Genomic DNA, 18,189 nt, shown 5'->3' with positions numbered 1-18,189 from the left:
TGCGGCAGGCGCATGTCGCGCGCGTGGCTGGACGGGTGTGCCTGCCAGCACATCGCCGGTGTGCAGAATCCGGGCATGCAGCGTCTTGTGCCCCTCCCCTCCGATCTACAGCCCTGGTTGATGGCAGCGGTGGTGATCGATGCCCCTGCGGAACTGGCGCAGTCGCATTTCCCGGCGATGGTGTCGAGCATGCTGGTGGTGCGGCTGGCCGGGCAGGTGCGGTGCCGGGGCGCGCTGGTGCCGCCGTCGGCCTGGATCAGCGCCAGCACCACGGCCACGGTGTACGAACACGGCGGACCGGTGCGGGCCGTGGGGCTGGTGCTGCAGCCTGAGGCCGCCGCGGCGCTGTTTGGCAGCGCACGCGGGCTGGTGAACACGCTACGGCCGCTGGCGGAACTGGTGGGCCCGCAATGGGCAGAGGTAGAGCATGGCGTGCTGGCGGCGGCAGACGATGCCACACGGCTTACGGTGCTGCACCAGTTCGTCCGGCAGCTGGCCGCACCGCCGTCGCCTTGTGATGCACGGCGGCGGCAAGCCCTGGCCTTGCTGCAGGCGGCCAGCGCCGACGCCACGGGCGCGGAATCAGGCCACCAGCGCATGGGCCTGGGCCTGGGCCAGCGGCAGTTTGAGCGGCGCTTTGCGGCGCACTGGGGCATGGCGCCCAAGCAGTTTCAGGTGATTGCGCGGCTGAACCGCACGCTGGGCAACGCCCTCGCCGCGCCCGGCGGCCCGGTGGTGGACCTGGCCGCCGGCCAGGGGTACTACGACCAGTCGCACATGGGGCGCGATGTGCGCAGGCTGGCGGGCCACCCGCTGCAGGCCCTGGTGCAGGGCACGCGCAGCCCGCTGACCGCACACTGGCCCTTGCAGATTGGGGCACAGACCCTGCCGAATCAGCCGGCCTCACCCTTGGAGCCCACGCGCAAGCGCTGAGCCAGGTACAGCGGCATCACAAACGCGAGGCCAATGCCAAAGCAGGCGGCGATGTAAGCCCAGCGCCACGCGCCCAGGCTGCGGTCTGCCGCCACCCAGGCGGAGAACACCACGGCGGCCAGGTACACGTCGCAGGTGATGCCGGTGGTCAATGCATTGGCAAAGGCATCGCGCCAGAAAACGTCGGGCATCACACTGCCACCCGCCAAAAAGTACACGGCGTTGAAGTACCAAGGGACGGCCAGGCCCAGAAGGGCCAGCAGCAAGAAGAAGACGCGCAGGTGCTTTTGCATCGGTTCGATCCGCCCCGCAGGAGCGGCTGCTTGTAGTGAATCCATGCAGCGATTGGACGCGTGGAGCCCCCTGGCCGGATAGGAAAAAAGCGACATGTGCAGCGGGGTGCACCGGCCTGGGTGGCCGTGCGCAGGTGGCACGCCCACGCCTGGCGTGAACGTGGCAACTTCTTTCAGCGTGCGCTGCTGCGGTGGCCCCACCCCGCAGGATCAGCGGCCTCTTGTTGGTGGGTGCGACCTGCTTGGCACACCGGCACCAGCACACCCAGCCGCCATCTACGAAGAAAATGGCCCGTAGCGCTTGTGTATAAAGCGCAATCAGCTATTTATTTGATAGCAATAGCAGTTTCTGTGCGCAACGATGCGGGCCACTGCCCACCAAGCTGCGCCGTGGCCCGCTGGCAGACGGCCAGCAGCGCCGGGCCCAGCACGCGCACGGATTCTTCGTTGAACCGATCCAGCGGCCCCGACAGCGACAGCGCTCCCAGCAGGAAGTTGCCCGGTCCGTACACCGGGCCCGCCACGGCGGCGCAGCGCGCGTCGCGCTCACCAAAGGACACCTGCAGCAGCGGGCTCATGCTGGCCAACAGCGGGTCGGGTGGCGCATTGCGCAGCACCTTGCCGGGCGCCCCGGCGGCCATCGGCAGCAGGTCGCCGACGCGCACACGGTCCAGCGTGGAGTGCAGCGAATCCATGCGCAGCAGGCACAGGCGGGTTTTGCTGTCGTGCTGCACATGGAAGGACGGGCTTTCCATGCCGTCGCGCACCAGTTGCTCCATGAGAGGGCGCAGCGTTGCCTCCAGCGGCGCATTGGCGTCGTAAGCCTTGCCCAGCCGGAATGCGAAAGGGCCAAAGGCATAGGCCTGGTCCGGCCGTCGCACGACCAGGCCGCAGCGCTCCAGGCTCACGGCCAGCCGCAGGATGGCGCTTTTGTACAGCCCGGTGGCCTTGGCCAACTCGGCCAGCGTGAGGGGGCGGCGCGCCTCCTCCAGCGCCTGGGCGATGGCCATGGCGCGGTCCACCGCGGCCACGCCGTTCATGTTGGCGGCATAGCCAGCGGAGACGCCGGAAAGGTCGGCGTCGGAATCGGCATCGGCGTCGGAAGGCGTGCGGGAAGGGGTGTCGGGTTCATGAGGCATCCCCATATTCTGCCAAACAGAACTACCGTTCTATCCAGGAAAACCCCAATGCGCTCAGTCCTACCGCATCTTAGACTTTCATCAGGCAGAACAATCATTCTGTTTAGCAGAACGAAGGCGCAAACAATGACAATGGACAGCAACCCCCAAAAGATGTGGATCGCCGGCGAAGGCGTGGATGGCGAAGCGGGCGTGGCGCCGCTGGTGTCGGTGAACCCGGCCACGGGCGAAGTCAATCACACCGTGGCCGCCGCAGGCGCCAGTGCCGCAGATGCCGCCGTGCGCAACGCGCACGACGCGGCGCGCCAGCGCGATTGGCGCGGCATGCAGCCGCCGCAGCGCGCACGCATCCTGGCGCGCATTGCCGACGGCATGGAGGCGCGTGGCGAAGAACTGGCACGCCTGCAGATGCTGGAGAACGGCAAGGTCTGGCGCGAGTGCCAGACCCAGGTCAAGAGCGCGGCCGCCACCTTCCGCTACTACGCGGCGGTGTGCGAGACCACGGGCTCGGAGGTGACACCCGCGCGTGGCGACTACCTGTCGATGTCGGTGTACGAGCCCTATGGCGTGGTGGTGGCCATCACCCCCTGGAACTCGCCCATGACGATGGAGGCGCAGAAGGTGGCGCCCGCGCTGGCAGCGGGCAACGCGGTGGTGCTCAAGCCCTCGGAGATCACGCCGTCCACCGGCCTGCTGCTGGGCCGCATCGCACACGAGGCAGGCCTGCCACCCGGCATCCTGAACGTGCTGCCAGGCACCGGCCAGCAGGTGGGCGCGGCACTGGTGGCCCACCCCCTGGTGCGGCTGGTGTCTTTCACCGGGGGCACGGAAAGCGGTCGGCGCATTGCCGAAGTGGCGGCGCGCAAGCTCATGCCCGTGGCGCTGGAGCTGGGCGGCAAATCGCCACACATCGTGTTCGATGACGCCTCGGTGGACGCCGCTGTGGCGGCACTGGCAGGCGGCATCTTCGAGGGCAGCGGCCAGTCGTGCGTGTCAGGCTCGCGTGCGTTCGTGCAGCGCGGCGTCTACGCCCAGGTGGTGGACAAGCTGGTGGCCACGGCCCGCGCATTGCGCGTAGACCTGCCCGACGCCCCGGGCGCCGAGATGGGCCCGCTGGCCACTTTTTCCCACCGTGACCGCGTGGCCGCCATGGTGGACGCCGCGCGCGGCGCGGGCGCCGACATCCTCACCGGGGGCGCCTGCCCCGGCGACGCCCGGCTGGAGCGCGGCGCTTACTACCAGCCCACCGTCATCGCGGGCATCGACAACCGCGCGGCCATCGCGCAGCAAGAGATTTTCGGCCCCGTGCTCTGCGTGATCCCGTTCGATGACGAAGACGACCTGATCGCCCAGGCCAACGACTCGGCCTTCGGTCTGGCGTCCGGCATCTGGACCGGCGACTACCAGCGCGCCTGGCGCGTGGCGCGCGCGCTGGAAGCCGGCACGGTCTGGATCAATACCTATAAGCAGCTGTCGATTGCCACGCCCTTCGGCGGCTTCAAGGAAAGCGGCATCGGGCGCGAAAAAGGCATCGGCGGCATGCGCCTGTACCAACAGCCCAAAGGCATCTATTTCGGCATGGGCCCGGCGGCCTGACCACACAACCTCAACGTCACGAACATGAGCAAACAACTACAACACATCGGCTTCATCGGCCTGGGCGTCATGGGCGAGCCCATCTGCCGCAATCTGGCGCGCAAGGCCGACGCCAAGGTCTCCGCATTCGATCTGGACACGGCACCGCTGCAGCGCCTGGCGCTCGACGGCGTGGCAAGCGCCGCCTCCGCCGCAGCCATCATGGCGCAGTGCGACTTGGTGTTTCTGTCCCTACCCTCGGGCGAGGTGGTGGCGCAGCTGTGCCGAGAAGACGGTGGCCTGCTATCGCAGGCCCGGCCCGGGCAGATCGTGGTAGACCTGAGCACCTCGCCGGTCAACACCACGCGCGCGCTGGAGCAGGAGTTCGCGGCGCGCCATGCGCACTTCATCGACGCGCCAGTAGCCCGCACCCGCGCTGCGGCCGAAGCGGGAACGCTGGCCGTCATGGTCGGCGCATCGCCCGAGATGTTCGAGGCCGTTCGCCCGCTCATCGCCACCTTCGCCTCCGACATCGCACTGTGCGGCCCGGTGGGTTGCGGACAGGTGCTGAAGATCCTCAACAACATGGTGTTGTTCGAGACCGTGGTCGCCATCAGCGAGGCCAAGGCCATCGGCGAGCGCGCGGGGGTGGACCCGCAGGTGCTGTTCGACACGCTCTCCAAGGGCTCGGCCGATAGCTTCGCGCTGCGCAACCACGGCATGAAGGCGGTGCTGCCGGGCGCGTTCCCCGAGCGCGCCTTCTCGGTGCGCTACGCCCGCAAAGACCTGCTGTACGCGCTGAAGCTGGCCGAGGACACCGGCGTGGATGCGCGCGGCGCGCGCGTGGTGGACCAGTGGTTCACTGCAGCCATCGACGCCGGCCTGGGCGAGCAGTACCACCCGGTCATCAGCCGCCTGATGGCGCCCGCAACGGGCGGATGACCCGGTAACCCCCGCGTCCCAATCCCCCCTGCGCGCGCCGCTCACCCACCAATGCATCTGCACACCGAGGAGCCCTCCATGAATAAGCAATTACAACGACGATTCGAGACCATCCCCGAGCGGGTGAATGGCGATCGCGCATTGGTGCACCGCGGCCGCTATTTGACGGCCGACATCAAGGTGCTCGTCGGAGCCTCGCCCTACATGCTGTACATCCGCAGCGGCGAAATCCAGAGCATCAGCCAGCAGCCGCCCCTGTTCGCGGCGGCCGACCTCATGATCGAGGCGACGGAGGAAGCATGGGCAGCGCTGTGGGAGACGTACCCACGCCCCGGTTGGCACGACATCTTTGCGCTGACCAAGCGCGGTGCCATGCGCGTCGAGGGCGACTCCCACGTGCTCTTCGCGCACCTTCAGTACCTGAAGGACGTTCTCACTACCCCACGGCATGCCCACGTCCAGTGACGTTTGCAAAGGAAAAATCGCAAATGACAGCCTTCATAGAGCCCATCGTTGGCCGGTATGTGCACATGAACGTCCTGGGTGACGCATGCCGCGTGTATTTTGAAGAAAGCGGCCAGGGGATTCCCCTGTTGTGCCTGCACACGGCCGGATCAGACGGCCGTCAGTTTCGCCACATGCTGTGCGATGAAGACATCACCTCGCGATTCCGGGTGATCGCGTTCGACATGCCCTGGCATGGCAAGTCCTACCCACCTTTCGGATTCCAGGGCAACGACTACGAGCTCACCACCGAGCGCTATGTCGCAACCATCCGCGCATTTGTCGCGGCGCTGGGGCTGGAGCGGCCTGTTGTCATGGGCTGCTCCATAGGCGGGCGCATCGTATTGCAACTCGCGCATGCGCACGGCGAGGAGTTTCGCGCTCTGATCGGCTTGGAAGCGGCCGACCACCAAGCGCCCTGGTATGACACCCGTTGGCTGAACCGCCCGGACGTGCATGGCGGAGAGGTGTGCGCTGCTCTGGTGTCAGGCCTGATCGCGCCGCAAAGCCCAGACCAGTACCGCCACGAGACGCTGTGGCAGTACAAGCAAAGCGGCCCGGGGATCTTCCGGGGCGACCTCTACTTCTACCGCGTCGATTCCGACCTGCGCGGCAAGCTCGGCGGCATCGACACGGCCCGCACGCCCCTCTTCCTGCTGACAGGTGAGTACGACTTTTCGTGCAGCCCCGAAGACACAGTGCGCACGGCCAGCGGCATCCCGGGAGCGCAGGCCGTGGTGATGAAAGAGCTGGGGCACTTTCCCATGAGCGAAAACCCGGATCAGTTCAAAAAGTACATCGCACCGGTCTTGCAGGCGATTTCGCAGCGCTAGGCATACCACCCTTAGCCCAAACAACAACCCACCAAGGAGACATCCCATGAAGAAGATCATCGCCATCACGGCACTTTGCCTTGCCGGTACGGCATCGGCCCAGGAAGAAGTCAAGATCGGCGCCATCGTCACGCTGTCCGGTGCCGGGGCCGCCTGGGGGCAGGCGATGCTCCACGCCACCGAGCTCGCCGCCGATGATGTGAACGCCAAGGGCGGGCTGAACGTGGCCGGCAAGAAATACAAGGTCAAGGTTATTCCCTACGATGACAAGTACCAGGCGGGCGAGGCCGTGACCGCCGCCAACCGGCTGGTCTTCGAAGACAAGGTGAAGTACATCATCGGGCCCGTGGGCTCCGCGGGCGCCCTGGCGGTAACCCCCATCGTGGACAAGAACAAGGTGGTGATGCTCACGTTGGGCTTCACCGACAAGGCGCTGGGCAAGGACAAGCCGTTCAACTTTCGCCCCAACCTGACAACGATGGAAACATCGCAGCCCCAGATCAACTGGATCGTGAAGGCCAAGGGCATCAAGAAGGTGGGCGGCTTGTTCCCCAACGACGAGACCGGCCAGCAGATCGCCCAGGACCTGGAGAAGGCCTACGCCAAGGCAGGCGCCCAGCTCAACGCCAAGGAGTTCTTCGAGCGCGAGCGCGTGGACATGATGCCGCTGCTCACCCGGCTGATGGCCAAGGGCGTTGATGCGATTGAGCTGGACGGCAATGCACCCGGCACCGCCGGCCTGATCGTCAAGCAGGCGCGTGAACTCGGCTTCAAGGGCTTGATCATCCGCAGTGGCGGCCCGGCCACCCCCGAGATCGTGAACGTGGCAGGCACCAGTGCCGCCAACGGCATGCTGGTGAACACCCCCATCGACCCGGCCAATGCCGCCGTGAAGGCCTATGCGGACCGCTACTTCGCGCGCTACAAGAAGCGCATGAACGGCTTCAGCCCCGCGTTCTACGACGGCACGCACATGCTGCTGCAGGCGATGACAACCGCAGGCACGACGGCAGACACCGACAAGGTGCGCGTGGCGCTGGAGAACACCAAGGATTTCAAGGGCATTCTCGGCACGCTCAACTGGACGGGCGCCGAAGTCTATGGAACGGCGCACCAGATCAGCGCGCCCTTCTACATCGCCCGCGTGCAGGACGGCCAGGAGGTGATCGAGGCCACCTGCTCGCTCACCGAGTGCAAGTGATCCGGCACTGACTGTTCGGGAATACCGCCGTGGACTTTACTTTTCTGATGGGCCAGGCGCTGACCAACGGTCTCATCATCGGGCTGCTGTACCTGCTGATGGCCATTGGCTTCACCCTGGTGTTCGGTGTGATGCGCGTCGTCAACTTCGCGCATGGCGAGTTCTACATGTTGGGCGCCTTCTCGGCCTACGTGTGCGTCACGCGACTGCAGCTGCCTTTTCTCGCGGCGGTGCTCGCCACCTTCGTCCTCACGCTGATCCTGGGCTGGATCATCGAGGTGGTGGTGATGAAGGGCTTCCGGGGCGACGAGCTCAACGGGATGATCGCCACCATCGGCCTGGCGATGATCCTGCAGAACGGCGCGCTCATGGTTTTCGGGCCCGACCCGCAGTCCATGCCCGCCGTGGCGGAAGGTGTGGTGTCGCTCGGTCCGGTGATGCTGCCGATGTCGCGCCTGTACGTGGTGGTCTTCTCGCTCGCGGTGCTGGTGGTGCTGTATGTGTTTCTCATGCACAGCAAAAGCGGCCGTGCGCTGCGTGCCGTGGTGCAAGACATCGAGATCGCCAGCGCACAGGGCATCCGCGCCCAGTTCATGTACCCGCTCGGCTTTGGCATCGGCGTGGCCCTGGCGGCCATCGCTGGCGCCTTGATGGCCCCGGTGTTCTCGGTGTCGCCCAACATCGGCTCAACGCCGCTGCTCAAGGCCTTCATCGTCGTGATCCTGGGGGGGCTGGGCAGCATTCCCGGTGCCGCACTCGCGGCGCTGCTGCTCGGGGTCTTCGAGAGCGTGGCCAACACCTTCATGTCCAGCAGCTTCTCGGACATGCTGCTGTTCGGCTTCGTGATCCTGATGCTGATCTTCCGGCCCTCGGGCCTGCTCGGAAAAGCGGGGCGCTAACCCATGAACGTTTCCTCGATGACAAACCACCAAAGCAAGACAACACGCCCCCGTGCGTCCGCGCCCGTACCGGGCGGCGGCGCCTGGAAGGCATGGGCCCCGGCACTGCTCCTTCTCTTTGCCGCGCCGCTGCTACTGGCCGGCAACCCGTTCTATGTGCACCTGGCGGTGCTCATCTGCATCAACATCATCTTCGTGAACGGGCTTTCGCTCATCAGCCGCACGGGGCAGCTTTCGTTCTGCCACGCGGCGTTCATGGGCGTGGGTGCCTTCGTTGCGGTGATCTGCACCACACGGCTCCAGGCACCGTTCCTCCTGTCGCTACTGGCGGGGGTTGCGGCCTCGATGTTGGCAGCCTACCTGCTGGGTGCAGTCATCCTGCGCCTGCAGGGCGTGTACTTCGTGCTGGTCACCTTCTGCTTTGGCGAGCTGTTCCGCCTCGTACTGCTCGAAGGCGGGGCCGTGACCGGTGGCGCCAATGGCATTGCCAACATTCCGCCAGCCCATCTGCTCGGCGTTACTTTCGACAGCAAGCTGTCGTTCTACTACCTGGCGGCGGGGTGCGCCTGCGCTTCGATCGTGCTGCTAATCGCGCTCTTCAAGACGCCCCAGGGCCATGCGCTGGATGCCGTCGGCGACAACCCCGAGCTGGCCGAGGCCAGCGGCATCAGCATCCAGGGCTCGCAGATGTTCGCTTTTGTTCTGGGCAGCGCCTTTGCCGGCTTTGCCGGGGCACTGCTGGCGCACTACGTGGGCTTCGTGTCTCCCGAGTCGTTCAACCAGCATGTTTCCGTGGCGGCCATCATCATGCTGGTGATTGGCGGGCGCGGCTCCGTGTTGGGGCCGATTCTTGGCGCGGTCATCATGACATCGCTGCCGGAGCTGTTTCGCAGCGCAATCGAAACCCAGAACATCCTGTACGGCATCACGCTGATCCTGGTGCTCAAGTTTCTGCCGATGGGGCTGGTCGGCGTCGGCGCCAAGCTTCGTGGCCAAGGAGGCGTGCGATGACTGCGCTGCTCAAAATTGACGGTCTCACCAAAACATTCGGCGGCCTGGCGGCCGTGCGCGATCTGAGCTTCGAGCTGCACGAGGGCGAGATCGTCGGACTGATCGGCCCCAACGGCGCGGGCAAGAGCACGGCGTTCAACATGATCAGCGGCGCTCTCCCACCCAGCGCAGGCAAGATCGTGTTTGCCGGGAACAACATCACCGCAAGCCCGCCGAGCCAGGTTGTCAGGCACGGACTGGCCCGCACCTTCCAGTCGGCCACGGTGTACCCGAAGGCGACCGTGTACGAAAACGTCTACCGTGGTGCGCTGTGCCATTTGGGCGTTGCGGTGTGGGCACAGATCGCGCAGACCGCAGCGTACAAGGCCGCATGCCGCCGCATCCACGAAACCGTCGACAAGGTGCTGGAGATCACTGGGCTTGCGCCTTACCGCCACGAGATCGCCGGGGAGCTGGCCTATGGCCACCAAAAGCGCATCGGGGTGGCGATCGGACTGGCCACCAGCCCTCGCCTGTTGCTGCTCGATGAACCCGCTGCCGGGCTCAACCCCGAGGAATGCGCCGAATTTGGGCGTCTGCTCAAGACGCTGCGCGACGCGCATGGCATCTCGCTGCTGTTCGTCGAGCACCACATGGCGCTGGTGATGGGCACCTGCGAAAAGATCATCGTCCTCGTGCAGGGACAAAAGATCGCCCAGGGATCCGCAGAGGAAATCCGCAACAGCCCTGCTGTGATCGAAGCCTATTTGGGAGTGGATGAAGATGCACACGCTTGAGGTCAAGGACATCGTTGTCCACTACGGGCTGGTTCAGGCCTTGCACGGCGTGAGCTTCAGGATTGACGCGGGCAAGATCGTGGCGCTGATCGGCTCCAACGGCGCCGGCAAGAGCACAACGCTCAAGGCACTGATGGGGCTCAAGAAGCTCACGTCCGGGGCGCTGCTGCTGGACGGCCAACGCATCGACGGCACCCATTCGGCACAGCGCGTGGGCTTGGGGATTGCGCTGTCTCCGGAAGGCCGTCGCCTCTTTCCCCGCATGTCCGTCTGGGAGAACCTGATGGTGGGCGCGCACACCGTGGGCTCGGCTGCACGGCGCAAACAGTCGCTGGACCTGGTTTACGCGCTCTTTCCGCGCGTTCAGGAGCGCAGCAAGCAAATGGCGGGTTCCCTGTCGGGCGGCGAGCAGCAGATGGTGGCTATTGGCCGCGCATTGATGTCCAGCCCGCAGATTCTGATGCTGGACGAGCCATCGCTGGGCATTGCGCCCAAGATCGTGTCCGAGATCGCGCAGGTCATCCAGCGCCTGAACAGGGAGACCGGCATCTCCGTCGTCCTGGTGGAGCAGAACGCGCGTCTGGCGCTCAAGATTTCCGACGACGCCTACGTGTTCGAGCAAGGGGTTGTGACCCGCTCTGGATCGGGCCAGGCACTGATGAACGACGCGTTCGTGCAAAAGGCCTTCCTCGGCATTTGAAACCGCACCCATCCAGCCACTTATGCGCAACGAACATCCCATTCCCATCATCCCGCGCGCCGAAGTGCGCCCGGCCTGGCTCGCCCAGGACACCGAAGAGGCGCTTGAGCCCGATCTTCCGATCATCGACCCCCACCACCATCTGGCGGACCACCACTGGGGAGGCTATCTTGCCGACGATCTGCTGGCCGATCTGCACAGTGGCCACCGCATCGAATCAACCGTGTTCATCCAGGTGGGTTTCGCCTACCGCGACCATGGGCCCGAGCATCTGAGGCCCGTAGGGGAGACCGAGCGGGTGGTGCACATCGCCCGCGAGGCCAACTGCCAGCAAAGCGGGACGCAGATCTGTGCGGGCATCGTCGGCTTTGCGGAGCTTTCCCTGGGCGCGGGCGTCCAGGAGGTCCTGGCCGCGCAGGTGCAAGCCGGTGACGGCCGGTTCCGCGGCATCCGCTGCCACGCGGCTGCGCACGAAGCCTTCAAGTACGGGGTGATGCAATCGCCCCCCTTACACCTCTACCAGAGCCCTCAGTTCCGCGAAGGCTTCGCGCAGCTGGCACGGTTCGGTCTGAGCTTTGACTCGTGGGCGTACCACACGCAGCTGCAAGAGCTGGCCGACCTGGCCCGTGCGTTTCCAGAAACGCCGATCGTGATCGACCACATCGGCGTGCCCCTGGGCGTGGGGCCCTATGCCGGGCATCGCGAGGCCGTGTTCGCCGAGTGGCAGACGCAACTGCAACGCATCGCTGAGCTGCCCAATGTGTTCCTCAAGCTGGGCGGAATGGGGATGAGCGTGTTCGGCTTCCCATTCCACGAGCAGCCGCACCCGCCCACCTCCGTCGCATTGGCCCAGGCATGGAAGCCCTACATCCGCACCTGCATCGACATCTTCGGCCCCGGCCGATGCATGTTCGAGAGCAACTTCCCGGTGGACAAGGGCACCAGCAGCTACCCGGTACTGTGGAACGCATTCAAGCGCATCACCGCCGACATGTCAGCCGACGAAAAGCGGCTGCTCTACCGCGACACCGCTGCCGGCTTCTACCGGCTGTGAGTTGCCGCGCACGCACCCCAACAAATCAAGGAGACACAGAGACATGCCACTGCAAGCCCCCCGTTCCCCCGCACGCCGCCGCCTGCTGAGCGCCGTTGCCATCGTCTGCATGGGTCCGGCCGCCGCCGGTCTGGCGCACGCGCAGGGCGAGGCCGCGCCCTTTCCCGCCAACCCGGTGAAGATCATCGTTCCCTACGCCGCCGGCGGCGCCACCGACATCGTGGCGCGCTCGGTGTCCGAAAAAATGGCCACGCTCTGGGGCAAGCCGGTCTTCATCGAGAACAAACCCGGAGCAGGGACCACGCTGGCCGCAGCGCAAGTGTCCCGCCTGCTCGGTGACGGCTACAACCTGTACATGACGACGTCGGCGCACACCATCAGCGGCAGCATCTACAAAAAGCTGAACTTCAACCCCGTGACCGACTTTGCGCCGCTCACACTGATCGCCAAGGTGCCGCTGGTGCTGGTGGTGCGACCGGGCCTGAACGTGCGCACGCTGGAAGATTTCATCCGCTACGCCAAGACCAACCCGGACAAGGCCTCGTTCGCCTCGCCCGGCAATGGCACGGCCCAGCACCTGGCGGGCGAGATGTTCAACACCAAGGCGCAGACCCGGATGGCACACGTGCCGTACCGCGGTGACGCCCCCGCCATCACCGACCTGATGGGCGGTTCGGTGGACGCCATGTTCGCCACGCTGACCGTGGTGCTGCCCCACATCGCGACGGGCCAGCTCACGGCCCTTGCGCTGGCCAACGGCAGCCGCGTCGAGAAGGTGCCCGACATTCCCACTTTCGCCGAGGCGGGCATGAAGAACTTCGAAGCGGCCACATGGTTCGGCGTGCTGGCCCCGGCCTCAATGCCCAAGCCGCTGCGGGAACAGATCAGCAAGGACATCCGCTCGGTGGTGGCGCAGCCGGACATGCATAAAAAACTGATCGACCTGGGCGGCGAGGTGGTCGGCAACAAGCCGGCAGAGTTCGAAAGCTTCATGCAGGCCGAGACCAACAAGTGGCAGGACATCATTCGCACCTCCGGCGCCACGGTGAACTGAGGTTCAGCGCGGGGGTGGAAGTGATGTGACGGCGCCATCCACCGGCAGCTCCTGCGTGCCCTTGGGGCAGGGCTGGTCGGTGTAGGTGGTGCGGCCGTCCTTCACGCACTTGCGCGGCTGCGGGGCCGCGGGCTCGGACGCGCCGCCGTGCGCAGCGCGGGCTTGTGCGGCGGGCTGCTGCTTGCCGGGCGGCAAGGTGTCGGGGCCGGGGCGGGTGATCTTCTTCCAGGCCTGCTCGGTCCACGGCCCGGCGTGGGGCAGCCACTGGTCGGCCGTCCACCATGCGGCGGCCGCGGCGGCCAGCAGCAATGCGGCCAGGAGGGACCAGAGGGCTCGTTCGCGGGTGCTGCGCATGGGGTGGGCCTGTGGCGTGGTGGTGGGCGACCACCAAGCTTAAAACATCGCATCGCCCACCGGGCCGCGCCCTATCACGGCTGCTGCTTGCCTTTGGCCGCAGGGCGCCCGTAGCGCGCCGTGAGCGTGGCCTTGCCCAGGCTGTGGGCGTTGATCATGTAGCCGGCCAGCGCAGCGGTGGCGTCGGCAGGCAGGTCCAGGCGCGGCACCTTGAGCGCGTGCACGGTGAAGATGTAGCGGTGCGGCACATCGCCTTCGGGCGGGCAGGCCCCGCCCCAGGCGGCCACGCCATAGTCAATGCGCACATGGCTGGCGCCTGCGGGCAGCTTGGCGCCGCCAGCAGCACCCGCGTCGGACCGCAGCTCGGTGGTGCTGGCGGGGATGTTGACCACCGACCAGTGCCACCAGCCCGAGCCGGTGGGGGCATCGGGGTCGTAGGCGGTGACGGCGAAGCTCTGGGTGCCAGCAGGCGCGCCGCTCCAGCGCAGGGCGGGTGATTGGTTGTCGCCCGCACAGCCAAAGCCCTTGAACTCGAAGCGCTGGGGCAGTGTGCTGCCTTCGGCAAAGTCGGGGCTGGTGAGCGCGAAGGCCTGGGCGTGGGCGGCTGGGGCCAAACCGATCGTGGCGAGTGCCGCGATGGCGGTGCCAACGCGAAGGGGGCGTGAAAGTGGGTGGGGCATCTGAAAAGCTCCTTGCAGTAGCGGTGTGAAACAAGGGCTTGATGGTGCTGCGCGCCGCGCCTTCGCATTGGCCCGGTGGCGTCAATGGCTGTGCGCTGCGCGTCAGCCGCAGGAATCAGGGCCGCAGCTGCGAGGGCGGAAAGCCAAAGCGTTCGCGGAAGGCCGCGCTGAAGCGGCTGTGCGACTCGTAGCCGCAGCGCGCAGCGATCTCGGACACCTGCAGCGCGGAGCTTTGCAGCAGCACCAGCGCCGTCTCCAGCCGCACGTCGCGCAGGCACTGGCTCACGGTCTCGCCCTCTTGCGCCAGGCGGCGCTGCAAGGTGCTGGCGCTGGTGGCAAAGGCGCTGGCGATGCGCTCCACCGTCCAGTCGGCCTGCGGGCTGGGGCCCACCAGGCGGCGCACGCGTTCGGCCCAGCCCAGCTCGCCGGGCGGGGCGAAGACGATGCCCGCCTCAGCCAGCATCAGCAGCACTTCGAGCGCGCGGTGTTCGCGCAGCGCCTGCGAGCTGGCGTCGCTCTCCAGCGCGGCCACGGCGCGCATGTAGCTGTCTTCAAAGGCGGCGTCGGCCGCGAGGCCCGCGCAGCCTTGCACTGGTGGAATGGCCGCGAACTGGCCGAACTGGCGGTGGAACTGCGCCACCAGCTCGGGCGCGAAACACAGCAGCCGCGCCACATAGCGGCCTTGGGGCGCCGGGTCGTTGACCACCTCCCACTGCGCGCCGCGCGGCAGCACGAACACCCGGCCGCTGGGGTAGCGGTGCCCGCCGCCGGGCGTGACCAGGTGCTTGGTGCCCGACACCACCCAGCCCACCGAATCCATGCGCACGGTGACGGTGTGGATGCGGTGGTGCACCGTGGTGGCGATCTGCAAGGACAGCGCGGGTTCGCCCATCATTCTTTCCCCTGCGGTTCAGGTTCCATCATCGACCGTGGGGGCGGAAAGGCTGGCTCCGCGCAGGTTCGGCAGGTTCAGCGGGGACGGCCTGCAAGGCAGCACACCACGCGTCAGCGCGTGCGCTCCCGCGTCACGCCCACATCGATATCGCCAAACACGGTGACGCCGCTGGCGCCCTGCGGTTGCTGCGGGCTCGCGGGGTCGCTGGAGCGCGCAGAACCTGTCGTGCTGCTGCAGCCGCCCAGCGCGCCAACGACCGCGAGAGCCACCAGCGCGGTGCGCCAGAAGCCCCACACAGGCGATGCTGCGGATGCTGCGCGTGGCTTCATCCTTCGCCACCCAGGTGGTTGCCCAGAATGCCCGCCAGCTCGAACATGCCCGCACTGTCTTTGCCAAACACGGCGCGCAGCTTGTCGTCGGCGACGATGGTGCGCTTGTCCTTGGGGTCTTGCAGGTTGTGGGCCTTGATGTATTCCCACATCTTCTTGACCGCCTCGGGACGGGCCACGGGCTCGGTGCCGATCACGGCGGCCAGGGCGGCGCTGGGGGCCTTGCCTGCGGCGGCCTTGCGCGGTGCCTTGGCGGCAGCGGTCTTGGTGGCCGGCGCTTTCTTGGCAGCGGCAGGTTTGGCGGCTTTTTTGGCCGCAGCGCTTGGCTTGCCTGCTTTGGCTGCTATTGCTTTTGCAGCAGCACCTGGGCGCGGCGGGAACTTGCTGGGCGCAAACTCGAAGTTGACCTTGCCCGCCTCCTTGTCCCACGCCAGGTGGGCCTTGAAGGCGCGGCGCGTGCGCATGCTCACGAACTTGTCGAGCAGGTCGGTCTTGCCCGTTTCCAGCAGCTTGTGCATCTGCTCGCGCTCCACGGGCTGCTGCAGGATGATCTTGCCGCTCTTGAAGGTGCAGCTGGGCGTGGGCTGCGCGGCGGTGGGCACGGCCTTGCTGCACACGTAGTTGCTGCCGTGCTCGTGCACTTCCGATCCGCAGATGGGGCAGGGGCCGAGCGCGGCGTCTTCAAACTCCACGAGCTCGCCAGACTCCTCGCCCTTCTTGTCGTCGCCAAAGTCGAATTCGAGCTTGTAGTTGTGCGCCTCGTCGTCGTACTTGATGACGATCTCGGAGGTGAAGGGCCAGCCGGCCTTGGAGCGGAAACCTTCCAGCGGCCCGATCTTCTTGTCGCGCAGCAAGGCGTTGGCCTCGGCTGTCTCAAAGGTGCGGCCGGCTGGCGACTTGCCGAAGCTGAAGCCGCAACCCTCGGCACCAGGCTTGCCCACGCAGGCAAAGCGGCGGTAGTTCTCCTTGACCACACCACCGCAGTTGGGGCAAGGCGATTCGAGCGTGGCGTAGTCGCCGGGGATGGTGTCGCGGTCGTATTCCTTGGCCTTCTTGACCATGCGCTCGGTCATGGCGGCGATGTCGGCCATGAAGGATTCGCGGCTGAGCTGGCCCTTTTCCATCTGCGAGAGCTTGAACTCCCACTCGCCGGTCAGGTCGGCGCGGCACAGTTCCTCGACCTCCAGCCCGCGCAGCAGCGTCATGAGCTGGAAGGCCTTGGCCGTGGGAATGATTTCGCGGCCTTCGCGCAGCATGTACTTTTCGGTCAACAGGCCTTCGATGATGGCCGCGCGCGTGGCGGGCGTGCCCAGGCCTTTTTCCTGCATGGCTTCGCGCAGCTCGTCGTCGTCGATCTGCTTGCCGGCGCTTTCCATGGCGCCCAGCAGCGTGGCTTCGGAGTAGCGGGCGGGCGGCTTGGTCTTGAGGCCCTTGGGGTCGGCTGCCAGGGTGCTCACGCTTTCGCCGGGCTTCACGGGCACGAGGTTCTGGCCCTTGTCGCCGTCCTTGCCACCTTCCACCTCATCGGCGGCTTCCTTGCCGTAGATGGCCAGCCAGCCGGGCCTGACCAGCACCTTGCCTTCGGTCTTGAAGCTGTGGGGCGCCACCGTGGAAATACGGGTGGTGACGGTGTATTCGGCGCTCGGGAAGAACACCGCCATGAAGCGGCGCACGACCAGGTCGTACAGCTTCTGCTCGGCGTCGGAGAGGCCGCTGGGGGCCTGCAGCGTGGGGATGATGGCAAAGTGATCGCTCACCTTGCTGTTGTCGAAGATGCGCTTGGACGGGCGCACGTAGTTGTTGCTCAGCGCCGTGGCGGCGTGCGGCGCGAGGTGGCGCATGCCGCTGTCGGCCAGCATCTCGAAGGTCTGCCTGGCCACGGGCAGGTAGTCCTCGGGCAGCGCGCGCGAGTCGGTACGCGGGTACGTCAGGGCCTTGTGGCGCTCGTACAGACTTTGCGCCAGCGCCAGCGTGGTCTTGGCCGAGAAACCGAACTTGCCGTTGGCCTCGCGCTGCAGGCTGGTCAGGTCGAACAGCAGGGGCGACGCCTGCGTGGTGGGCTTGCTCTCTTCGGTGACGGTGGCCTGCTGGCCGCGCACGGCGTTGGCGATGGCCGTGGCCTCGGCGGCGGACCACACGCGGTCCGCGCGCATCTCCACGTCCTCGCCCTTCTTCCACTTGGGGTCGAACCACTTGGCGGGGTACTCGCCGGCCTGCGCGCCGAAGGTGGCGTGGATTTCCCAGTAGTCGCGGCTCACGAACTTGCGGATCTTTTCCTCGCGCTCCACCACCAGCGACAGCGTGGGCGTCTGCACCCGGCCCACGGTGGTCAGGAAGAACCCGCCGTCGCGCGAGTTGAACGCCGTCATGGCGCGCGTGCCGTTGATGCCCACCAGCCAGTCGGCCTCGCTGCGGCTGCGGGCGGCGCTGGCCAGGCCCGCCATCTGCTGCTCGGTGCGCAGTGCGTCGAAGCCGTCGCGGATGGCCTGGGGCGTCATGGACTGCAGCCACAGGCGCTTGACGGGCTTGCCCAGGGGCTTGGCGCCGCCGGCGTACTGCTCGATCAGGCGGAAGATCAGCTCGCCCTCGCGGCCCGCGTCACAGGCGTTGATGAGTTGCGTCACGTCCTTGCGCTTGGCCTGCTTGACCACCGCGTTCAGGCGCGTCTTGGTCTTGTCCACGGGCTTCAGGTCGAAGTACGGCGGGATCACGGGCAAGTGGGCAAAGCTCCACTTGCCGCGCTTCACGTCGAATTCCTCGGGCGCCTGGATCTCCACCAGGTGGCCCACGGCGCTGGTGACCACGTAGCGGTCGTTCTCGAAGTGGTCGTCGTGCTTGTCGAACTTGCCCGCCACGGGGGTGAGCGCGCGCACGATGTCCTGCGCCACGGAGGGTTTCTCTGCAATTACCAGGGTCTTGGTCATTTGGGGCTCTTGCCTGTCATCGTCGTCGTTCGTTCTGAGCGCCCGGTTCCGGCCCGGTCGCTCCTACAATTCGGGTTTCGCGCGCATACACGC

At 66.5% G+C, this 18,189-nt stretch carries 19 protein-coding genes; 12 read left to right on the top strand and 7 right to left on the bottom strand.

Annotated elements, in window-relative coordinates; translation table 11 throughout:
• The first annotated feature begins 75 nt into the window (after positions 1–75).
• Positions 76–933 carry a helix-turn-helix domain-containing protein gene (locus AC1RCS_RS14595; RefSeq protein WP_492245211.1) on the top strand — a complete coding sequence of 286 codons (858 nt, stop codon included), beginning with the start codon at positions 76–78 and terminating at the stop codon, positions 931–933.
• Here AC1RCS_RS14595 and AC1RCS_RS14590 read toward each other — a convergent pair.
• Together AC1RCS_RS14590 and AC1RCS_RS14585 are read right to left on the bottom strand one after the other, a co-directional pair.
• On the bottom strand, positions 894–1,226 hold the full coding sequence (locus tag AC1RCS_RS14590; protein ID WP_492245210.1) for a DUF2834 domain-containing protein: 333 nt from the start codon (positions 1,224–1,226) through the stop codon (positions 894–896). The two genes, AC1RCS_RS14595 and AC1RCS_RS14590, sit on opposite strands and share 40 nt — an antisense overlap.
• A 326-nt stretch (positions 1,227–1,552) precedes the next feature.
• The gene (locus AC1RCS_RS14585) at positions 1,553–2,365 is read right to left on the bottom strand and encodes an IclR family transcriptional regulator (protein ID WP_492245209.1); all 813 of its coding nucleotides are present in this window, start codon (positions 2,363–2,365) and stop codon (positions 1,553–1,555) included.
• A 132-nt stretch (positions 2,366–2,497) separates the two neighbouring features.
• Here AC1RCS_RS14585 and AC1RCS_RS14580 point away from each other — a divergent pair, with 132 nt between their 5' ends.
• The 11 genes from AC1RCS_RS14580 (at position 2,498) to AC1RCS_RS14530 (ending at position 12,914) form a co-directional block, all read left to right on the top strand.
• A complete protein-coding gene (locus AC1RCS_RS14580) occupies positions 2,498–3,961 on the top strand; it encodes an aldehyde dehydrogenase (RefSeq protein ID WP_492245208.1) in 1,464 nt (487 codons plus the stop codon).
• A gap of 24 nt (positions 3,962–3,985) precedes the next feature.
• Complete coding sequence (locus tag AC1RCS_RS14575; protein ID WP_492245207.1) at positions 3,986–4,882, top strand: NAD(P)-dependent oxidoreductase; 897 nt, start codon at positions 3,986–3,988, stop codon at positions 4,880–4,882.
• A 78-nt stretch (positions 4,883–4,960) separates the two neighbouring features.
• Positions 4,961–5,347: a hypothetical protein gene (locus AC1RCS_RS14570; protein ID WP_492245206.1), complete on the top strand. Its 387-nt coding sequence runs from the start codon at positions 4,961–4,963 to the stop codon at positions 5,345–5,347.
• Between the two features lie 23 nt (positions 5,348–5,370).
• Positions 5,371–6,219, top strand: a complete 849-nt coding sequence (locus tag AC1RCS_RS14565) for an alpha/beta fold hydrolase (RefSeq protein ID WP_492245205.1) — start codon at positions 5,371–5,373, stop codon at positions 6,217–6,219.
• A gap of 46 nt (positions 6,220–6,265) precedes the next feature.
• Entirely contained in the window at positions 6,266–7,420 is a 1,155-nt protein-coding gene (locus AC1RCS_RS14560; protein ID WP_492245204.1) for an ABC transporter substrate-binding protein, read from the top strand.
• 29 nt (positions 7,421–7,449) lie between these two features.
• On the top strand, positions 7,450–8,319 hold the full coding sequence (locus AC1RCS_RS14555; RefSeq protein ID WP_492245203.1) for a branched-chain amino acid ABC transporter permease: 870 nt from the start codon (positions 7,450–7,452) through the stop codon (positions 8,317–8,319).
• An 18-nt stretch (positions 8,320–8,337) separates the two neighbouring features.
• Entirely contained in the window at positions 8,338–9,330 is a 993-nt protein-coding gene (locus AC1RCS_RS14550) for a branched-chain amino acid ABC transporter permease (protein WP_492245202.1), read from the top strand.
• Positions 9,327–10,106 (top strand): ABC transporter ATP-binding protein, encoded by a 780-nt coding sequence (locus AC1RCS_RS14545; RefSeq protein ID WP_492245201.1) that lies wholly within the window; start codon positions 9,327–9,329, stop codon positions 10,104–10,106. The genes AC1RCS_RS14550 and AC1RCS_RS14545 overlap by 4 nt, the downstream gene beginning before the upstream one ends.
• Positions 10,093–10,806, top strand: a complete 714-nt coding sequence (locus tag AC1RCS_RS14540; RefSeq protein WP_492245200.1) for an ABC transporter ATP-binding protein — start codon at positions 10,093–10,095, stop codon at positions 10,804–10,806. The genes AC1RCS_RS14545 and AC1RCS_RS14540 overlap by 14 nt, the downstream gene beginning before the upstream one ends.
• 22 nt (positions 10,807–10,828) lie before the next feature.
• Complete coding sequence (locus tag AC1RCS_RS14535; RefSeq protein WP_492245199.1) at positions 10,829–11,860, top strand: amidohydrolase family protein; 1,032 nt, start codon at positions 10,829–10,831, stop codon at positions 11,858–11,860.
• Positions 11,861–11,903: 43 nt separating this feature from the next.
• Entirely contained in the window at positions 11,904–12,914 is a 1,011-nt protein-coding gene (locus AC1RCS_RS14530; protein ID WP_492245198.1) for a Bug family tripartite tricarboxylate transporter substrate binding protein, read from the top strand.
• Between the two features lie 3 nt (positions 12,915–12,917).
• On the opposite strand, the gene AC1RCS_RS14525 is transcribed toward AC1RCS_RS14530, so the two are convergent.
• The 5 genes from AC1RCS_RS14525 to AC1RCS_RS14505 form a co-directional block, all read right to left on the bottom strand.
• Positions 12,918–13,268, bottom strand: a complete 351-nt coding sequence (locus AC1RCS_RS14525; protein WP_492245197.1) for a DUF4124 domain-containing protein — start codon at positions 13,266–13,268, stop codon at positions 12,918–12,920.
• Positions 13,269–13,342: 74 nt separating this feature from the next.
• Positions 13,343–13,948: a YbhB/YbcL family Raf kinase inhibitor-like protein gene (locus AC1RCS_RS14520; protein ID WP_369643703.1), complete on the bottom strand. Its 606-nt coding sequence runs from the start codon at positions 13,946–13,948 to the stop codon at positions 13,343–13,345.
• Between the two features lie 115 nt (positions 13,949–14,063).
• The gene (locus tag AC1RCS_RS14515; protein WP_492245196.1) at positions 14,064–14,843 is read right to left on the bottom strand and encodes a helix-turn-helix transcriptional regulator; all 780 of its coding nucleotides are present in this window, start codon (positions 14,841–14,843) and stop codon (positions 14,064–14,066) included.
• A 110-nt stretch (positions 14,844–14,953) separates the two neighbouring features.
• Complete coding sequence (locus AC1RCS_RS14510; RefSeq protein ID WP_492245195.1) at positions 14,954–15,172, bottom strand: hypothetical protein; 219 nt, start codon at positions 15,170–15,172, stop codon at positions 14,954–14,956.
• Positions 15,169–18,096: a DNA topoisomerase III gene (locus AC1RCS_RS14505; protein WP_492245194.1), complete on the bottom strand. Its 2,928-nt coding sequence runs from the start codon at positions 18,094–18,096 to the stop codon at positions 15,169–15,171. The genes AC1RCS_RS14510 and AC1RCS_RS14505 overlap by 4 nt, the downstream gene beginning before the upstream one ends.
• Positions 18,097–18,189: the final 93 nt, after the last annotated feature.

The organism is Acidovorax sp. GW823-FHT01C06, assembly GCF_058798375.1.
The sequence above is the reverse complement of the archived record's forward strand: the minus strand, read 5'-3'. Positions and strand labels throughout refer to the sequence as shown.

Bases quoted from the DNA above. Each gene is read 5' to 3' on its own strand.
- AC1RCS_RS14595 (WP_492245211.1), top strand. From the start codon at position 76: ATGCAGCGTCTTGTGCCCCTCCCCTCCGATCTACAGCCCTGGTTGATG.
- AC1RCS_RS14590 (WP_492245210.1), bottom strand. From the start codon at position 1,226: ATGCAAAAGCACCTGCGCGTCTTCTTCTTGCTGCTGGCCCTTCTGGGC.
- AC1RCS_RS14585 (WP_492245209.1), bottom strand. From the start codon at position 2,365: ATGCCTCATGAACCCGACACCCCTTCCCGCACGCCTTCCGACGCCGAT.
- AC1RCS_RS14580 (WP_492245208.1), top strand. From the start codon at position 2,498: ATGGACAGCAACCCCCAAAAGATGTGGATCGCCGGCGAAGGCGTGGAT.
- AC1RCS_RS14575 (WP_492245207.1), top strand. From the start codon at position 3,986: ATGAGCAAACAACTACAACACATCGGCTTCATCGGCCTGGGCGTCATG.
- AC1RCS_RS14570 (WP_492245206.1), top strand. From the start codon at position 4,961: ATGAATAAGCAATTACAACGACGATTCGAGACCATCCCCGAGCGGGTG.
- AC1RCS_RS14565 (WP_492245205.1), top strand. From the start codon at position 5,371: ATGACAGCCTTCATAGAGCCCATCGTTGGCCGGTATGTGCACATGAAC.
- AC1RCS_RS14560 (WP_492245204.1), top strand. From the start codon at position 6,266: ATGAAGAAGATCATCGCCATCACGGCACTTTGCCTTGCCGGTACGGCA.
- AC1RCS_RS14550 (WP_492245202.1), top strand. From the start codon at position 8,338: ATGACAAACCACCAAAGCAAGACAACACGCCCCCGTGCGTCCGCGCCC.
- AC1RCS_RS14545 (WP_492245201.1), top strand. From the start codon at position 9,327: ATGACTGCGCTGCTCAAAATTGACGGTCTCACCAAAACATTCGGCGGC.
- AC1RCS_RS14540 (WP_492245200.1), top strand. From the start codon at position 10,093: ATGCACACGCTTGAGGTCAAGGACATCGTTGTCCACTACGGGCTGGTT.
- AC1RCS_RS14535 (WP_492245199.1), top strand. From the start codon at position 10,829: ATGCGCAACGAACATCCCATTCCCATCATCCCGCGCGCCGAAGTGCGC.
- AC1RCS_RS14530 (WP_492245198.1), top strand. From the start codon at position 11,904: ATGCCACTGCAAGCCCCCCGTTCCCCCGCACGCCGCCGCCTGCTGAGC.
- AC1RCS_RS14525 (WP_492245197.1), bottom strand. From the start codon at position 13,268: ATGCGCAGCACCCGCGAACGAGCCCTCTGGTCCCTCCTGGCCGCATTG.
- AC1RCS_RS14520 (WP_369643703.1), bottom strand. From the start codon at position 13,948: ATGCCCCACCCACTTTCACGCCCCCTTCGCGTTGGCACCGCCATCGCG.
- AC1RCS_RS14515 (WP_492245196.1), bottom strand. From the start codon at position 14,843: ATGATGGGCGAACCCGCGCTGTCCTTGCAGATCGCCACCACGGTGCAC.
- AC1RCS_RS14510 (WP_492245195.1), bottom strand. From the start codon at position 15,172: ATGAAGCCACGCGCAGCATCCGCAGCATCGCCTGTGTGGGGCTTCTGG.
- AC1RCS_RS14505 (WP_492245194.1), bottom strand. From the start codon at position 18,096: ATGACCAAGACCCTGGTAATTGCAGAGAAACCCTCCGTGGCGCAGGAC.